15 protein-coding genes and 4 pseudogenes are annotated in these 15268 nt (G+C 60.8%); 7 read left to right on the top strand and 12 right to left on the bottom strand.

Going from position 1 to position 15268, the window contains the following annotated elements; translation table 11 throughout:
- Positions 1 to 376 precede the first annotated feature (376 nt).
- The 3 genes from MMB74_RS10820 to MMB74_RS10810 form a co-directional block, all read right to left on the bottom strand.
- Positions 377 to 967: a dienelactone hydrolase family protein gene (locus tag MMB74_RS10820; RefSeq protein WP_277428613.1), complete on the bottom strand. Its 591-nt coding sequence runs from the start codon at positions 965 to 967 to the stop codon at positions 377 to 379.
- A gap of 116 nt (positions 968 to 1083) precedes the next feature.
- Entirely contained in the window at positions 1084 to 1896 is an 813-nt protein-coding gene (locus MMB74_RS10815) for an alpha/beta hydrolase-fold protein (protein ID WP_277428612.1), read from the bottom strand.
- A gap of 2 nt (positions 1897 to 1898) precedes the next feature.
- A complete protein-coding gene (locus MMB74_RS10810) occupies positions 1899 to 2486 on the bottom strand; it encodes a TetR/AcrR family transcriptional regulator (RefSeq protein WP_277428611.1) in 588 nt (195 codons plus the stop codon).
- Positions 2487 to 2875: 389 nt separating this feature from the next.
- Between MMB74_RS10810 and MMB74_RS10805 the strand changes: the two genes are divergently transcribed.
- Positions 2876 to 3751 carry a class I SAM-dependent methyltransferase gene (locus MMB74_RS10805; RefSeq protein WP_277428610.1) on the top strand — a complete coding sequence of 292 codons (876 nt, stop codon included), beginning with the start codon at positions 2876 to 2878 and terminating at the stop codon, positions 3749 to 3751.
- Between the two features lie 244 nt (positions 3752 to 3995).
- Complete coding sequence (locus MMB74_RS27410) at positions 3996 to 4463, top strand: hypothetical protein (protein ID WP_346780675.1); 468 nt, start codon at positions 3996 to 3998, stop codon at positions 4461 to 4463.
- A gap of 47 nt (positions 4464 to 4510) precedes the next feature.
- Here the strand turns inward: MMB74_RS27410 and argC are convergent, their stop codons facing one another.
- Entirely contained in the window at positions 4511 to 5440 is a 930-nt protein-coding gene (gene argC, locus MMB74_RS10795) for an N-acetyl-gamma-glutamyl-phosphate reductase (protein ID WP_277428609.1), read from the bottom strand.
- Between the two features lie 129 nt (positions 5441 to 5569).
- On the opposite strand from argC, the gene MMB74_RS10790 reads away from it, so the two are divergent.
- On the top strand, positions 5570 to 6454 hold the full coding sequence (locus tag MMB74_RS10790; protein WP_277428608.1) for a LysR family transcriptional regulator: 885 nt from the start codon (positions 5570 to 5572) through the stop codon (positions 6452 to 6454).
- Between the two features lie 114 nt (positions 6455 to 6568).
- Here the strand turns inward: MMB74_RS10790 and MMB74_RS10785 are convergent.
- From MMB74_RS10785 to catA, 7 genes and pseudogenes are all read right to left on the bottom strand, one after another.
- Positions 6569 to 6700, bottom strand: a pseudogene (locus MMB74_RS10785) (IS30 family transposase); the annotation flags it as partial.
- Between the two features lie 202 nt (positions 6701 to 6902).
- Complete coding sequence (locus tag MMB74_RS10780) at positions 6903 to 7226, bottom strand: transcriptional regulator (protein WP_277428607.1); 324 nt, start codon at positions 7224 to 7226, stop codon at positions 6903 to 6905.
- A gap of 70 nt (positions 7227 to 7296) precedes the next feature.
- On the bottom strand, positions 7297 to 8073 hold the full coding sequence (gene benD / locus MMB74_RS10775) for a benzoate diol dehydrogenase BenD (RefSeq protein WP_277428606.1): 777 nt from the start codon (positions 8071 to 8073) through the stop codon (positions 7297 to 7299).
- The gene (benC, locus tag MMB74_RS10770; protein WP_277428605.1) at positions 8070 to 9092 is read right to left on the bottom strand and encodes a benzoate 1,2-dioxygenase electron transfer component BenC; all 1023 of its coding nucleotides are present in this window, start codon (positions 9090 to 9092) and stop codon (positions 8070 to 8072) included. Before benC ends, benD begins: the two co-directional genes overlap by 4 nt.
- Positions 9093 to 9130: 38 nt before the next feature.
- Positions 9131 to 9619, bottom strand: coding sequence for a benzoate 1,2-dioxygenase small subunit (gene benB, locus MMB74_RS10765; RefSeq protein WP_277428604.1), 489 nt, complete (start codon positions 9617 to 9619; stop codon positions 9131 to 9133).
- Positions 9616 to 10998 carry a Rieske 2Fe-2S domain-containing protein gene (locus MMB74_RS10760; RefSeq protein ID WP_277428603.1) on the bottom strand — a complete coding sequence of 461 codons (1383 nt, stop codon included), beginning with the start codon at positions 10996 to 10998 and terminating at the stop codon, positions 9616 to 9618. Before MMB74_RS10760 ends, benB begins: the two co-directional genes overlap by 4 nt.
- Positions 10999 to 11110: 112 nt before the next feature.
- A pseudogene (catA, locus tag MMB74_RS10755) lies at positions 11111 to 12045 on the bottom strand (catechol 1,2-dioxygenase).
- A 178-nt stretch (positions 12046 to 12223) separates the two neighbouring features.
- Between catA and MMB74_RS10750 the strand changes: the two are divergent.
- From MMB74_RS10750 to catC, 3 genes are all read left to right on the top strand, one after another.
- Positions 12224 to 13147 carry a LysR family transcriptional regulator gene (locus tag MMB74_RS10750; RefSeq protein ID WP_277428602.1) on the top strand — a complete coding sequence of 308 codons (924 nt, stop codon included), beginning with the start codon at positions 12224 to 12226 and terminating at the stop codon, positions 13145 to 13147.
- A 105-nt stretch (positions 13148 to 13252) separates the two neighbouring features.
- A complete protein-coding gene (locus MMB74_RS10745; protein ID WP_277428601.1) occupies positions 13253 to 14374 on the top strand; it encodes a muconate/chloromuconate family cycloisomerase in 1122 nt (373 codons plus the stop codon).
- A gap of 52 nt (positions 14375 to 14426) precedes the next feature.
- Positions 14427 to 14705 (top strand): muconolactone Delta-isomerase, encoded by a 279-nt coding sequence (gene catC, locus MMB74_RS10740; protein ID WP_277428600.1) that lies wholly within the window; start codon positions 14427 to 14429, stop codon positions 14703 to 14705.
- Between the two features lie 18 nt (positions 14706 to 14723).
- Here the strand turns inward: catC and MMB74_RS10735 are convergent.
- Positions 14724 to 15043 (bottom strand): annotated as a pseudogene (locus tag MMB74_RS10735) (YnfA family protein).
- Positions 15044 to 15129: 86 nt separating this feature from the next.
- Between MMB74_RS10735 and MMB74_RS10730 the strand changes: the two are divergent.
- Positions 15130 to 15243: pseudogene (locus tag MMB74_RS10730) on the top strand (transposase); the annotation flags it as partial.
- Positions 15244 to 15268: the final 25 nt, after the last annotated feature.

Below are 15268 nucleotides of genomic sequence, written 5' to 3'. Positions count from 1 at the left end.
GTGAACATCGTCTCGGTGTAGCCGTCCGCTCCGCGCATCGCTTCGCTCTCAGTGTTGGTCGATTCCTTGTTTCAACGTTTACCCCTCCCGCTCGGATGACGTCTGCGGGAGGTTTTTCAACAGCCTGCTAGACCCTGCCGCTTCGTCCAAACGCATACGGATTGGGCGATACATGCCCTCGGCAAACTTTCTCCTCTTCGTCGATCATCATTGGATCGCTCAGTGATATCTGCAAGGCTCAACGGCGGAACCTCAGAGCGTCATTTCATCTCCGAACGCGCATTTGGTGATCTCACTAGGGGAAACCGCTTTGGTCGGGGGCGTGCGCGGTTCTCCGCGCTCAGATGCATGTACTTCTTCATCGCAACACCTTACCTCATCCAGGGTGTTGCACATTGAAACTAGAGACTAAGCGGTGTTGGTGTTCACTGATCTTGGCCTTCAATAGCCGAAACTGTTCTTCTGCGATATCGGCTCGGTAGTGGTTCGAGGTTGGACTCATGAAGCCGTGATGCGTGCCGGAGAGAACCATGCACTGTGCACCAGACTGGCCAAGCGCCTTGGCCAAGTTGGTTGGATTGAATGAAGGCTCGTGCTCTGCGAAGAAAGCCGTTGTAGGGCAGCGTGGAACAAGCCCTTCATAATCCCTGATTCTTGAGCCGTAATAGAGAAACGCAAGGCTGGCTGCGTTGCATTGCGGACTGGCGGCATACCGCCACAGGCTGGTGGCGCCGACGCTGAACCCAATGAGAACGGAGGGCTTTCCTCGTGCTACTTCAGCGATTTTTTTCTCATAAAAGGCAAGTCCATCTTGTTGATGAAAATGCGAGATGGCCTCATGCTCGGTTGCAAAAGGATTTCCGTCACCAGACCAGGGTGAAACGACGATTGACTCGCCAAGAACGGTCAGTTGTGTTCGCAGTTGTTCATGAGTGCCGTGAATGTCTGTTGCAACGATGATCTGCATTCGCCTACCTCAGAGTTAATTGGCGTGGCGCGGCTTTATCGTGCGCCGCAGGTGGGCGATCGGCCAGCTACCCGGCCACACCGGACCGGGGCCTGTTTCGAGCTGGCCCGGGCCTTTCAGTTCGTGCGTGTCCGCGCTGCGAGTGCGTCGCCCAGGAAGCGGAGGGCGTCTGCCTGGCGTACAAGTGCGTGGGCGTCGGCATGCCCCGCACCGGCAATCGACTTGAAGATGTGTTGGACAGCGAGCCCGCACATGACGCCATGGAGATACGTGGCGCCGTCGTGCAGCCGGAATTCGTCGTCGGTGCCGCAATCGACGTAGATGCGCGTACCTACCTGCCGGATCGCGGCGTGGTTGGCGCGCAGCAGCCCGTACACGGAATTGCGCGCGTATGTGGCGTCGTCCACACCCATCGCCCGGTTGAGTTCGGCGAGGATCGCCGGCTGGTTGTCCGCGGGGACCGCCGCCGCCGTCTCGGCCGGGAAGACGACAGGGCACAGCGCGGCCACGGCCGCCCACGCATCGGGGCGGCGCAAGGCCAGCTTAAGCGCGCCGTAGCCGCCCATGGAAAAGCCGACCGCGGCGCGTGTGCCGGCGAGGTTGAAGCGTTGCTCCAGGAAGTCGGGGAATTCGACGCCGACGAACGTTTCCCATCCCGGCCCGCTCGCGTGATCGATGTAAAAACCGCCCAGCGTGGGCGTGCTCGCGCAAGCTACGACGGCCGGCGGCAGTTCACCCTGCTCCCAGGCGCGCTCATAGGCGCCACGCGCATGGGCTAGTGATGCGGCGGACGACATCGCGCCGTGCAGATGCAAGATCAGCGGCAGGCGCTCGCTGGGACGGCGGGCGGCCGGTATCAAGACCCGATAATCGACGCTCGTTCTTGTTGCGCGCGCATCGACGACGCCTTCGATCAATTCACTTGCCATGTTCAACGCCCCCGCCGTTTGGGTTGGGGCCAGCTTTCCAGGGCACGGTGCATGCCGGCCACGAGGTCCGCAAACGACGCGTCGACGCTGGCGGGATGGCCGAATCCGCCCTGTCCTTCGATGCTCGCGAAACCATGCAGCGTGGCCCGCAGGAATCGCGCCGCCGAGGTAAGCGCGGGCTCTTCCAGCCGGTAGCCGCGCAGGGTGCCGTACACGACGTCCGCACAGTGCCCAATGGCGACCTGCGTGCGCGGGTCGCCCGCATCGGGCTGAATCACCATCGACGCGGCATACCGTCCCGCATGGCGCACCGCATAGGCGCGGTATGCGTTGGCTAGGGCCGCAAGGGCGTCCGCGCCGGCACGACCCCGGATCGCGTCGTCCATGGCGCTACTCAATCCCTCGGTGACGGCGAGGGCGACCTCCTGACGCAGGTGGTCAAGGCTGCGCACATGCGTGTACAGGCTTGGCAACGCGATGCCCAGGCGCTTGGCCAGCGCGGCCATCGTCAGGCCCGCTAGGCCGTCCTCGTCAACGATCTGCGCCGCGGTGTCTACCACCTGTGTTCTCGTGAAACCCAAACGTCCCATGTCATCTCCAGTGTCCTATTGATAGTAGTATAAAGCCGAATAGTAGTAGGATAAAATATCGACGGTGCCGGAATGGTCATGCCCGCGCAAAATCCAGCGTCGGGAGAATGAGCATTTTCTCGTTAAGAGGGCGTTCTGCCGATGAAGAAGTCGAGGTTCACGGGTAGCCAGATATTGGACGCGCCCACGCGCGCGAAGGCTGGGCTGGCGGTGCGGAGCTAGTCAGGAACTGGGCACGCATTTGCCGGAGGAGCCGTGCAAGCTCGACCATGGACGCATCCTTCGATGCAGTGGTCCATATGGTTGGCGATCGGCATGTACCTATGCGGGACTACCGGTAGCCATTTCCCTCAACGATCCGGCAATTCCAGATACTGTACGAGAGTGAAATGCGAGAACAGGAACCCAGCCGCACAGCATTTTCCGCCGCAACTCATCGCGCCGTTCATCAAGTGGTAGAGGGTGGAAACATTTTCAAGGACCGTCTAGCGCTAGCGATAGTTGGGCTGAAGCCCGAGGACATAAGGCTCGACGACGAATCGCAAACGTCCCGGCGTAGCATGCGAATGTTCATCGCAGCTCGATCACGATTTGCCGAGACGGCACTCATGCGTGCCGTTGACCAGCGCGGCGTGCGGCAGATCGTGATTCTTGGTGCCGGCCTGGATACCTTTCCGTACCGCAGCGAGCTCACCAGCGATGCTCGCATTTTTGAAGTCGATCATCCGGCCACACAGGCATGGAAGCGACGACGGCTCGAGCAAGTCGGCATAGCGTGTCCCGATTCACTGATCTATGCACCGGTCGACTTTGAGAACGATGCGCTACTGGATGCTCTGAAGTCAGCCGGCTTCAAGCCGACGCAGCGAACCTTTTTCGTCTGGCTCGGTGTCGTTCCTTATTTGACAGAAAAAGCGATTGACGGGACGCTCAGCATGATTTCCTGCCTTCCTGGCGGCGCAGAGGTGGTGTTTGACTATAGCGATCCGCCCGCTACGTTTTCCGCCGAACGATTGGCGATGCACGAGGCAAGAGCAAGGCGGGCGATGGCTGCGGGCGAACCGTTTCTGAGCCACTTCGATGCGCCGGCACTCCACGAAAAGTTGCGCGAAATGGGTTTCTCGGAAATCGACGATGTGACTGGTCGCCGCCTGCTCTCCCGTTACCTGGATCCGGCAACGACGGCAGTTCAATCGCCCGTAGAAGCCAGCGAAGCTCGCTCTGGCGGTGGGCATGTATTGTTCACTGCGACGAAGATTTCGTAGATGCGTCGCGGAACCTCCATTTGAACGTCCGTTTTCGGGCGGAGAGGGTATCCCTTATGGGTCTGCTTCCGTCGGTCAGCCTCCTCCTCGATGGTAGTCGACCGGGTTCGGCCAAACTGCGACCGACAACGTCGCCGCATCGGATTGCAATCTCCAAAGGCATCAGGATAATAGCGGTCAACCGCCGACTGAGAGTCGGTGAACAGGCATCCCTGTAAGACAAACGAATTAAAAAGGATAGCTAGTGGAGCAGCAGCAAGAACAGCCGTCTCGGGTCGAGACGTGGGTGTATCCGTTTTCTTTGGCGAATCCTGGCGCTCGACCTGCACCGGAAGACTATCTCCGCGCATTGAGTGCTTCGGAAGATGGCTTTTATCCGCTCGGTGCGAACGGGCTGTGGCATGGCGGTATCCACTTCGGGCAGGGCACTGCAGGCAAGTTCGACCAAGGCCGCGGCGTGAAGTGTATTGCCGACGGTGAGGTTGTCGCGTATCGCATTAATGCGAAAATTCAAGAACTCACGTATCCGGGCGGAATCAAGGCGGGCTACTCGAGCGGGTTCACGCTCGTACGGCATCGGCTCGTGTTTACTTTAGTTTCCGCGAAATCGGTGACACTCGCTATTACGGGGATTTTCGGGCGGATACATCGAGATGGCCGTGCCTACGTGTTCGCCTTGCTGGCGAGTTCAAAAGACTGCATCACCTGGTAATCGGGGCGCGGGGTGTCGAGGCGCCATCGCGCCGTCACCCTTTGCTTCTAATGCTGCGTGAGCATGAGGTCCAGGTTCTGAACCGCAGCTCCGGATGCGCCTTTTCCAAGGTTGTCGAAAATCGCGGCGAGCAGGACGTGCCGGTGCTCCGTGTCATGAAATACGCTCAAGTGCATGTCGTTAGTACCGTTCAGCACTTGCGGGTCCAAGTGCTTTAGGGTGCTCGATTCGTGCTGGGGCAAGACTCGTACATGAGTTACCTCGGCGTAGTGGCGTGCCAGACATGCGTGTACCGTCGGGCCATTCACACCGGGCGCCAGCAGCCGCAACGCCAGCGGCACCGTCAGCACGATGCCTTGACGAAATGCTCCGTACGCAGGGACGAAAATAGGACGCTCAGTAAGCAAGGCGTACTGCTGGATCTCCGGCGCGTGCTTGTGCGCGAGTTCCAGACCGTAAACCTGATACGAACGCGCGCTGGCAGCGCCCGGTCCCTCATGTTGCTCCACGCCGGCACGCCCGCGTCCTGAGTAGCCGGATACCGCGTGGAGGCTGATCGGGTAATTGTCTGGTATGAGCCCCGCCTGCACCAACGGACGCAGCAAGCCAACCGCACCAGTCGGATAGCAACCGGGATTGGTGACTCGACGGGCGCCCGCAATTTTCCCAGCCTGCCCCGGCGACATTTCCGGGAAACCGTAAATCCAGTCCGGCTGCGTGCGATGGGCGGAACTCGCGTCGATAACCCGGACGGCAGGATTGACAATGGTGCGCACTGCCTCGCGCGCGGCAGCATCGGGCAGACAGAGGATGGCGATGTCGCAGGCGTTGATGGCTTCTGCGCGGCGTCGCGAGTCTTTGCGCTCCGCCGCTGCAAGCGTGAACAGCCTGATGTCGGTACGGTTACACAGCCGGTCATGGATCTGCAGCCCGGTGGTGCCCTGGTCGCCGTCGATGAAAACAATGGGAGCGCTCATACGTGGGTGACTCCGCTGATCGTGGGTTGTAACGGTAATTCGAGCTCCTATCTTGCGCGGACGGCTAGAATAGGGAAAGTTGAATTTCATGACGTAAACATTCAGTTTCCCTGAACCTGGACGGGCAACATGCGAGAAATCAGCCTGGACCGTTTGCGCACCCTGGTAGCCGTTACCGACCGTGGTTCATTTGCCGATGCGGCGCGCGCATTGAACCTGGCACCGCCAACAGTCAGCCTCCACATCGCTGAACTCGAAGAGCGCATTGGCGCGCCACTCCTGTTACGCAAGCGGGGGCATGTGGGGCCGACGCCCATAGGTGAGGTGCTGGTAGAGCGCGCGCGCCGATTGCTGGCCGACGCGGAACAGGCGCTAGACGATATTCAACGCCAGGTGGCGGGACTCGAAGGACGTGCGCGTCTCGGCGCGTCGACAGGCGTCATCGCTCATCTGCTGCCGCAAGCGCTGGAGGTACTGCGCGAGCACCACCCCGCCATCGACATCGAGATTGCAGTGCTCACTTCGCAGGAAACCCTTTCCCGGCTGGTGGACGGAACGCTGGATGTCGGGGTGATCGCGTTGCCTCAGCCACCAGTGGCTGGACTCGTGATAAAGCCCTGGCGCCGCGATCCTGTGATGGCCTTTGTGCCAGCGCATTGGCGGTGTCCGGCCCGCGTCACTCCTGAATGGCTCGCCTCCCAACCTCTCATTCTCAATGACGCCACCACGCGTCTTTCGCGTCTGACTGCGGAATGGTTCGCGACCGGAGGGCACCATCCTTTGCCGCGCATGCAGCTTAACTACAACGACGCGATCAAGAGTCTGGTCGCGGCTGGTTATGGCGCAGCGCTGTTGCCCCACGAGGCCACTACGCCCATGAGCAACGGGCGCATTGCCATTCGTCCGCTGCGCCCGGCGTTGTGGCGTCGGCTCGGTATTGCTCACCGTGCACGGCCCGTTGAGCGTTGCACGCAGCACGTACTTGATGCGTTGTGGGATCTTCGATTGGCGTAGGAGTTGCCATCTGCCGCTTAGGATAGCCTGATCGCCGGACGAAATGAGGCGTGGAGTTTTAGTCCATGAACGGGTGCTTTGGACAGAAGTGCGTGACCGGAATGGGTGGCGGATTCAACCGGTCAATGCAACGATTTGGTTAAATCGCTCAGCCGGCGTATCGAAGTCTAGTGTTTTTCGGGGACGTTCGTTGAGCCGCCTGGCTATGGCATCCAGCCTGGCCTGTGAGTAGGCAGATAGATCAGTCTGCAACCTCGCTTAAGAAGTGCATCGGAGTGTAAAGAAGCAACCGATGTCCGCTTTTTGCCCGAAGGCGAAGATGACGCCGAGCCTACCCATCTCTATCCTCGCGCCTCTCGTCACGTAATCGGCGGCGGCGGATATGCCATGTTCATTGGTTTACTTGCGAAGGTCTGCGGCGTTTCGACGACTGTTGCCGACGTTGCAGTTACGCGGTTCCGATCAGCACCTCGGCGGGAATATGCAGCGCATCGTGCAACTTGCGGATCATAGCGAGGCTCAACGCGCGGCGGCCCGCGAGCACTTCATACACGCGGTTGCTGTTCCCGATGTACGGTTGCACGCCGGAGACCGACAGACCCGCCTGTTCCATCCGAAATTTGATCGCCTCGATCGGGCTCAGCGCCGCCATCGGGAAGTGCTCGGCCTCATACTTCTCGACGAGGATCGCGAGAATCTCCAACTCGTCGCCTTCCCGCGTGCCTGAAGCAGGATCCATGTCGACGAGCGCTTGGGAAGGGTAAAGCGACACCCGGAAACCGAGTACTTTTGTGTTTTCACAGTGTGTGGTGATCGATCTTTCGGATTCCAATACCCGCGCCTCAGCCGTTATCGCCGCCTGCGACAGGCAGAACGGTGCCCGTGATATAGGCGGCCTCGTCGGAGGCCAAAAACAAAATGGGGGCCACCTGTTCTTCGATGCTGCCGTATCGTTTGAAGAACGTGGCTTGCGTCACCTGCGCCACCGCTTCCGCCATCCATGCCTTTTCTTGTTCGGTGTCGCCGGACGCATTGCGCGGTATTCGCCTCGGCGGCGCGTCTGTGCCACCGGGTGCCGTCGCCACCACACGGATGTTGTGCTCGGCGTACTCCATCGCCAACGACTGCGTCAGCGCATTGATGCCGCCCTTGGCCGCCGAATACGGCACGCGTCGAATCCCGCGCGTCGCATTCGACGACAGATTGACGATCGTGCCACCCCCGCCTTCGAGCATCGCTGGCAGTACGGCGTGGCAGGCGTACAGCGTCGGCATCAACGAACGTCGAATTTCCGCATCGATCTGGGCCGGCTCGAACGCCGCGAACGGCCGCATGCGAATGGCGCCGCCCACGCCGTTGATCAAAATGTCGATGCGCCCGAACGTACGAAGCGCGAATGCCACCGCGGAAGCCGCACCCTCATAGGTTTCCAGGTCGGCCATCCACCCGGTGGCTGATGCGCCTTCGGCCTCGGCGGCCACGTCGTGCACGAAGTCGGCGCGGTCGACGAGCACGACGCTAGCCCCTTCGGCCGCCGCGCGCAACGCGACGCCGCGCCCGATCCCTTGCGCCGCGCCCGTCACGATCATCGTCTTGCCCGCAAATCGCCGCGCGTTCATGCTGGCACCGCCGCGGTGTTAGGCGTGAACTTCTCGTAGTGGAAGCTGCGGGGGGTCACTCCGTGGTCGTCGAAATGCTGACGCACGGCGTCGACCATCGGCGGCGGGCCGCATAGGTAGACATCGACGTTGCCGTCATTCAGTGCCTCGGGTGGAAGGTGCTGGGTCACCCATCCCTTGCGCGGATGAGTCGAATCGGCGTCGGCCACGACCGTGCTGTAGGTGAAGTTGGGCAATTTCGCCCGGTACGATTCGATCTGCTCGACCTCGACGAGATCGCAATCGCGCGTCACCCCGTACACGAGGTGAATGGCCTGTGTCGACCGCGCACGGGCCAGCACTTCGAGCATCGACAGAAACGGTGCGAGCCCCGTGCCGCCGGCCAAAAACAGCACCGGCCTTTCGACGGCGCGCAGATAAAAGCTACCGAGCGGCCCGGCCAATTCGACCCGATCGCCCGGACGCGCCGATTCGAGCCACGTGCTCATCAGGCCACCGGGGATCTTCTTGATCAGGAAACCGATGCGCGATTCTCCGGGCGCGGACGAGAACGAATACGATCGATGCAGCTCGCTACCGGGCACTTGGATATTGACGTATTGCCCTGGCAGAAAGCATGGCGCCCAGGCGCCGCTGTCCAATTCGAGCACGACCGCCGCGTCATTGTGCGCCTGCACTTTCGTGACGGTCGCAGTGAAATGGGTTTGCGCCGTCTTGCATGCCGTCGAGGAAGCGGGCACCGCGATGACGCAATCGCTCTGCGGCTTCATTTGACACGTGAGGACGAGCCCGCGTTCCTTTTCGTTGTCGCTAAGGGCGTCCTCGATATAGTCGTCACCTAGATCGTAGACCCCGCTTTCCGCGCGGCATTTGCATGTGCCGCATACGCCGTCGGAGCAATCCATCGGCAAATTGATCTTGGCGCGAAAGGCTGCATCGAGCACCTTCTCGCCCGCTTTGCATTCGACGAAACGGGTCACACCGTCCTCGAAGTTAAGCGCAATGGTGTAGCTGGACATCGTTGCCTCCTGCGTTCCGTCCCGTCCCCGAGTCGGCATCAAACGTGATAGACGTCGAGTACTTGGCGGATATAGTCGTTCTTCAGCACGATCTTCTTGCGCGCAATCAGCAAGCGGTCGTCGACGTTTCGCAGCGTGACGAAAATCGTGCCGAAGAATTGATCGGTGATCTTGTAGCGGTGATTGAGCGTGTTGAAGTTGTATCGAACGTCCGCTTCATGCTCGCGTTGGGCCAGCACCTCCACGTTGGAGACGGTATGGCTCGTGCGCGGCTCCGGCATCGACGCGCCGCTGCGCTCAGTCTTGATGCGAAATACGCGGTCTTCCAGCCCACAACGGTTCGGGTAGTACATCAACGAGATCTGGCTCTCGTGATCGTCGGTGAGACGATCGTCGTCGTCCCACGCCGGCATCCAGTAGCTGACGTCCTCGGTATAGCAAGCCAGCCACTCGTCCCACTGGCGGTCGTCGAGCAAGCGTGCCTCGCGATACAGCGCCGCGCAAATTTTATGGTGTTCGAAGTTCATTGCCCTGCCTCCGCTTGCTCTTGCCGCAATGCCTCGCGCATCACGTCGGCCCAGTATTCATGCTGCGACACGAAGAGTCCCTCGTCTTCGCTGCGCTCGCCCGAGATACGAGGGTTCAGGCCCATGCGCTTCGCGTTTTCGTCGGGCCCGCGAACCCACAGCGGCGCGCCGCGCGACAGGTCGTTCCACATCGTCGTGCTGCCGCCGTAACCGACCTGACACGCCCGAAACTCCTCGAGGTCGTCGCTCGTGCCCATGCCCGTGACGTTGAAGAAGTCTTCGTATTGCCGAATGCGCAGCGCCCGGTCCTGCGCGCTCTCGCCTTTCGGCGCGAAGCAGAAAATGCTGACCTCGGTTTTGTCGACGCTGATGGGTCGTATCACGCGGATCTGCGTGCTGAACTGGTCCATCAGGAACACGTTCGGGTAGAGGCACAGGTTGCGCGTTTGATTGACGATGAAGTCCGCTTTGTCGTCGCCCACCCGGGCACGGATTTCGTCGCGATGCGCATAAACCGGTCGCACTTCCGGGTTCATCGTTCTTGTCCACAACAAAATGTGTCCATGCTCGAACCCATACACGCCGGCGACGGACTTGCTCCAGCTGTTCGCATCGACGGCCTTCGTGCCCTCGACGTTGCGCCGCCCCATCGTCGCCGCGTAGTTCCAGTGAACGGTGCTGACGTGGTAGCCGTCGCAGCCGTTCTCCATCTGCATTTTCCAGTTGCCGTCGTAGATATAGGAGGAGTTGCCGCGCAACACCTCCAGGCCGTCTGGCGCCTGCTCGACGATCTGATCGATAATCAGCCTGGCCTCGCCCAGGTAGTCGCCGAGCGGCATGACGTCCGCGTTCAGACTGCCGAACAGGAACCCGCGATACGACTCGAAGCGCGCGACGCGTTTCAAGTCGTGCGAGCCTTGCTTGTTGAATTGCACGGGATACTCGGTGGTTTTCTCGTCCTTCACCTTCAGCAGCGTGCCGGTGTTCGAGAAAGTCCAACCGTGGAACGGGCAGGTGAAGCTGCCCTTGTTGCCGTGTTTGCGCCGGCAGAGCATGGCGCCCTTGTGCGCGCACGCATTGATCACCGCGTGCAACTGCCCGCTTTTGTCTCGCGTGACGACAACGGGCTGGCGGCCGATCCACGTGGTGTAGTAATCGTTGACGTTGGGTATCTGGCTCTCGTGTGCGAGATACACCCAGCCGCGCTCGAAGATATGCTTGATCTCGAGTTCGAACAAATCGGCGTTGCTGAAGATATCGCGTCGGCAGCGGAATATGCCGCTTTGCGGGTCGTCCTGAACGGCGCTTTGCACGAGTGCTTCGAGTTGCCTGGCTGGGGCAAGGGTGGCGGTAGTCGTGGTAGCGTTGGTGGCGGGCATACGTGCTCTCCCCATGCGGGCAGCTCGTGATCGAGGTGCCCGCGCGGTATCGAAAAATTCGCAGGAAGCATTGCGCGGGGCAGCGCCGATGCGCGCCGCCGCGCCGGGACGGTCAGGCCAACGCGGCTGCGCGTGGGCGATTGACGAGTTGGTTATCCTTGCCTTGAACCAAAGGTGTCAACGCGAGATTGAACTCGATCTCCTTGTAGGCGTCGGCCTTCAGCCCGAGGGCTTTGCCACCCGTTTTCTCGACGACGTGCGGCACCAATTCTTCGCGGGTAGCGTAGGCGAAGTCGTCCCAGATCAACGGGTCGCCCTCGATGTTGATCTGCGTCGTGAGTTTGCGGTTGTGCTCAGACGTCACGAAAAAGTGGACATGTGCCGGCCGATTCCCGTGTCGCCCCAACGCGTCGAGCAGTTGCTGAGTGGCGCCTTGCGGAGGGCATCCATAGCCGACAGGCATCAACGTGCGAAATTCGTATTTGCCGTCGGCGCCCGTTTTGACCGCCCCGCGCAAATTGAACGGGCTTTGTGCGCCCGTCGGATCGAAGTGCGAATAAAAGCCCTTCGAATTGGCATGCCAGCATTCCACCACTGCGCCGGCGACGGGCTTGCCGTCCCTTGCGGTCACCGTGCCGCGGATAACGAGCGGGCTGGCGTTCTCGTCGGCGTCGAGATCGATCTTCGATCGCTCTCGCGCACGGGCGCTCCGGCAACGTACAGCGGGCCTTCGATCGTGCGCGGCGTGCCGCCGTGGATGTCGGCTTCGCGGTCGGCGGCATCCATGCGGATGTCGAGGTATTTCTCCAGGCCCATCCCCGCGGCGAGCAGTGCCGCTTCGCCGTCTTGCCCCAGCTTGTTGAAGTAGCTGACCGCCGCCCAGACTTCATCGGGCGTCACGTCGAGTTCGTCGATTGCCTTGAATACGGCGCTCAGCAAGCGGTGCGTGACCGCTTTCGTTCGAGCATGACCGCCCTGGCCGTTCAGGTTGGCGGCAGCCTTCAGCAAGTCTTGCACTTCCTTTGTTTCGAACACTTTCGCGCTCATCGTCTGCTCCTTGTCTCTGTGCTTTTTCCGTGGGGTAAACCCGTGACGGCGTTCGGCAGGGCTATGCTCAGAAGGTATAATCCCGCCATAAAACAGCCTGTGAATGCAGAATAGAGGACCCTCAAACCCATGGTCCAACACTGATTTAGTATTGGGCTATATCCGGTAGGTATAGAGAATGGAGTTGCGACACCTGCGGTATTTCGTGGCAGTGGCCGAGGAACGCAATTTCACGCGCGCGGCGCAGCGGCTGCATATCGCTCAGCCGCCGCTTAGTCGCCAGATCCAGCAGCTCGAAGAGACGCTCGGCGTCCAACTGTTCGAGCGCAACTCGCGCCCGCTGAAGCTGACGGAAACCGGCAAGTTCTTCTATTCCCACGCCGTCCAACTGCTCGCGCAAACAGCCGAGCTCGAATCGATGACCAAGCGCGTCGGCAACATCGAGCGCAGCCTGTCGGTGGGCTTCGTCGGGTCGACGTTGTATGGGCTCTTGCCCAAGATCATCCGGCGCTTTCGCGACGAAAACCCCGTCGTGGAGTTGAGCCTGCACGAGATGTCGACGATGGACCAGCTGCGTGCGCTCAAGGACGGGCGCATCGACGTGGGCTTTGGCCGTATTCGTCATGAGGAAGCGAACATTAGGCGCATCGTGCTGCGCGAGGAGAAGCTCATCGTCGCGCTTCCCGTCGGGCACCCGCTTCTGAGCACCAAGCCGGTGTTGAGCCTGCGCGACCTCGTCAACGAAACGCTGATCATCTTCCCCAAGTCGCCGCGGCCCAGCTACGCGGACCAGGTACTGGCCGCGTTCGACGACCGCGCCCTCAAACCGCGGCGCATCTATGACGTGCGCGAATTGCAGATCGCGCTCGGGCTCGTCGCGGCGGGCGAGGGCGTGTCGGTGGTACCGAGCAGTGTGCACGGACTGAAGCGCGACGACGTCGGCTATAAGGAACTCGACGATCCCACGCTGGTGTCGCCGCTCATCATGAGCACGCGCTTGCTCGACGAATCGCGCGATATTCGCGAGATGCTCGAACTCATCTATCGGCTGTACGAAGAGGAGCAGATCCCTCACGTGCCTCGAACGGATTCCGGTCGGTAGCGCCGCTATACCCGGCGGGTATTGCACTAGACGTCGATGGTGTTGGACACGTGTTTGTTGCGCACGCAATACTGCAACCACTCACTCCACTGCATCCGTTTAGGTATGAACGCTCAGATCACGTCTGTCCAAGCGATTCTCGTCGACCTTCCGACCATTCGCGCACACCAACTCGCAATGACGACGATGCAACGGCAGACGGTAGTCATCGTCCGTCTACGCTCGAGCGACGGTATCGAAGGAATCGGCGAAGCCACGACGATAGGCGGCCTGTCTTACGGTGAGGAGAGTCCGGAAGGCATCAAGCTCACCATCGACACCTACCTGACCCCGGCGTTGATTGGATTGGATGCAACCAATCCGAACGCGGCGATGCTGAGGCTGAACAAAGTCGCGCGCGGCAACCGCTTCGCCAAGTGCGCCATCGAGACGGCGTTGCTCGATGCGCAGGGCAAACGCCTCGGCGTGCCGGTATCCGCGCTCCTCGGCGGCGCGGCACGTGCCGCGCTTCCCGTGCTGTGGACGCTTGCGAGCGGGGAGACGCAGCGCGACATCGACGAAGCCGAGAGGTTGTTGGCCGAGCGCCGGCACAACGTCTTCAAACTAAAGATCGGCCGGCGCAGTGTGGACGCCGATGTCGCGCATGTAGCGCGCATCAAAGCTGCGCTCGGCGACCGGGCCAAGGTGACCGTGGACGTCAATCAAGCATGGAGCGAAGCGCAAGCGGCTCGCGGAATCGCAGCGCTGGAAGCCGCCGGCATCGATCTCGTCGAACAACCGACGCCCCGCGAGCAGCGCGGTGCACTCGCACGCCTTGCCTCGCGCTTCGTCGTGCCGATCATGGCCGACGAGGCCGTGGCAGGGCCGGAAGATGCGCTCGAATTGGCGCGTGGTGCCTGCGCCGATGTATTCGCGCTGAAGATCGCCAAGTCGGGCGGGCTATACGGCATGTTGCGCACGGCGGCCGTGGCCGATGCGGCGGGCATATCGCTGTACGGCGGGACGATGCTCGAGAGCAGTATCGGTTCGATCGCTTCGGCGCATGGGTTCTGCGCCTTGCCGCAGTTGGATTGGGGCACGGAGCTTTTCGGGCCGCTGTTGCTCAAGGACGATGTCGTGACCGCTCGCCCGCAGTATCGCGACTTCGAGTTGCATATACCGGAAGGCCCCGGCCTCGGGTTGCACATCGACGAAGAAAAGCTCGCGTTCTATCGACGCGACCAATAGCGCCGTCGCGAATCGCACGCGTCGGCCGTTCGACATTCACTGGAGGAGCGACATGCTTTATCTCGTCAGGATGGACGTGCACTTGCCGTCTGACATGCCCTTGGCCCAAGCAGAGGAAATCAAAGCGCGCGAAAGGGCCTATTCGCAGGAGTTGCAGCGCCAAGGCAAGTGGCAACAACTGCATCGCGTCGTCGGTGAGTATGCCAATTACAGTGTGTTCGATGTCGATTCGCATGACGAGCTGCATGCGATCCTTTCGAACTTGCCTCTGTTCCCGTACATGGAGTTGAAGGTGACCGCGCTTGCCCGCCACCCGTCGGCGATAGCCTAAGGCGCGCCAACCTTTTTATCAGCGCGGTTGAAATGCGACGATCGCCTTGCCGAGAAGCGAGAATGCCACTCCGGCGCGGTCCCAAGTCGTCGGCCGCATGCTTTCGACGAGGCAGAGCCAGATCAGCGCGACGTTAATGTATACCCCGCCATACGCCGCATAGACTCGCCCCGCCGCGCCGGGATGCAGCGTCAGGAGCCGTGCGAGGAGGGCGAGCGATAGCGCGGCCGGGATCATCAGCGCGACGCTCTTGCCTTCCTTGAGCCGCAAGTAGGGGAGAGATAGCAGCCTATGATTTCGGCGATTGCCGTGGCGATATACAAACAAAGGGTTCGCATTACTCAGTGAAGGAGCGAATGACCTGCCCTGGAATTTTCGGACCAGCTGAAACTTGAGAGAATGACTTTCAACGGAGAAGGAAGTCATGAAGAAGAGCCGGTTTACCGACGAGCAAATGGTCACGATCCTGCGTAAGGTAGGCAAGTCGCCAGTCGCCGACGTCGCGAAGAAGCATGGCATCAGCGAGCAGACGAGCTACATATATATGGACCGCTCCCAATAGC

The organism is Trinickia sp. Y13 (genome assembly GCF_029522115.1).
In the GTDB taxonomy this organism is placed as follows: domain Bacteria; phylum Pseudomonadota; class Gammaproteobacteria; order Burkholderiales; family Burkholderiaceae; genus Trinickia.
This window is presented reverse-complemented; position numbering and strand designations above follow the sequence as displayed.

Excerpts from the sequence above, each read along its gene's own strand:
- MMB74_RS10760 (WP_277428603.1), bottom strand. The coding sequence starts at position 10,998 with ATGCCCGCCACCAACGCTACCACGACTACCGCCACCCTTGCCCCAGCC.
- MMB74_RS10805 (WP_277428610.1), top strand. The coding sequence starts at position 2,876 with ATGCGAGAACAGGAACCCAGCCGCACAGCATTTTCCGCCGCAACTCAT.
- catC (WP_277428600.1), top strand. The coding sequence starts at position 14,427 with ATGCTTTATCTCGTCAGGATGGACGTGCACTTGCCGTCTGACATGCCC.
- argC (WP_277428609.1), bottom strand. The coding sequence starts at position 5,440 with ATGAGCGCTCCCATTGTTTTCATCGACGGCGACCAGGGCACCACCGGG.
- MMB74_RS10790 (WP_277428608.1), top strand. The coding sequence starts at position 5,570 with ATGCGAGAAATCAGCCTGGACCGTTTGCGCACCCTGGTAGCCGTTACC.
- MMB74_RS10810 (WP_277428611.1), bottom strand. The coding sequence starts at position 2,486 with ATGGGACGTTTGGGTTTCACGAGAACACAGGTGGTAGACACCGCGGCG.
- MMB74_RS10750 (WP_277428602.1), top strand. The coding sequence starts at position 12,224 with ATGGAGTTGCGACACCTGCGGTATTTCGTGGCAGTGGCCGAGGAACGC.
- MMB74_RS10820 (WP_277428613.1), bottom strand. The coding sequence starts at position 967 with ATGCAGATCATCGTTGCAACAGACATTCACGGCACTCATGAACAACTG.
- benC (WP_277428605.1), bottom strand. The coding sequence starts at position 9,092 with ATGTCCAGCTACACCATTGCGCTTAACTTCGAGGACGGTGTGACCCGT.
- benB (WP_277428604.1), bottom strand. The coding sequence starts at position 9,619 with ATGAACTTCGAACACCATAAAATTTGCGCGGCGCTGTATCGCGAGGCA.
- benD (WP_277428606.1), bottom strand. The coding sequence starts at position 8,073 with ATGAACGCGCGGCGATTTGCGGGCAAGACGATGATCGTGACGGGCGCG.
- MMB74_RS10815 (WP_277428612.1), bottom strand. The coding sequence starts at position 1,896 with ATGGCAAGTGAATTGATCGAAGGCGTCGTCGATGCGCGCGCAACAAGA.
- MMB74_RS10745 (WP_277428601.1), top strand. The coding sequence starts at position 13,253 with ATGAACGCTCAGATCACGTCTGTCCAAGCGATTCTCGTCGACCTTCCG.